Genomic DNA, 422 nt, shown 5'->3' on the forward strand with positions numbered 1-422 from the left:
TATGGAGGATACAGGGATCGAACCTGTGACCTCCTGCTTGTAAGGCAGATGCTCTCCCAGCTGAGCTAATCCTCCAAAATGACCCGTACGGGATTCGAACCCATGTTACTGCCGTGAAAGGGCAGTGTCTTAAACCACTTGACCAACGGGTCATACTACAAAAATATACGGAGAGTGAGGGATTCGAACCCTCGAAACAGACTTTAATCCGTTTACATCATTTCCAATGATGCTCCTTCGGCCAGCTCGGACAACTCTCCATAGTACTCCGGCAGGCGGGCTCGAACCGTCGACAACCTGATTAACAGTCAGGTGCTCTACCAACTGAGCTATGCCGGAATAATCGCGTGGCAACGTCCTACCCTTGCAGGGGGCGATCCCCCAACTACTCTTGGCGTGCTGAAGCTTAACTTCTGTGTTCG

At 51.4% G+C, this 422-nt stretch carries 4 tRNA genes; all 4 read right to left on the reverse strand.

The window, feature by feature from the left end:
* Positions 1-2: 2 nt before the first annotated feature.
* Positions 3-75 (reverse strand) — tRNA-Val (locus AC6UDG_RS07365).
* 4 nt (positions 76-79) lie between these two features.
* Positions 80-152: transfer RNA gene (locus AC6UDG_RS07370), tRNA-Glu, on the reverse strand.
* Between the two features lie 16 nt (positions 153-168).
* Positions 169-260 (reverse strand) — tRNA-Ser (locus AC6UDG_RS07375).
* A 6-nt stretch (positions 261-266) separates the two neighbouring features.
* Positions 267-339 (reverse strand) — tRNA-Asn (locus AC6UDG_RS07380).
* Between the last annotated feature and the right edge of the window lie 83 nt (positions 340-422).

The sequence above is a fragment of the Fructilactobacillus sp. X2R1C1 genome (assembly GCF_059901435.1).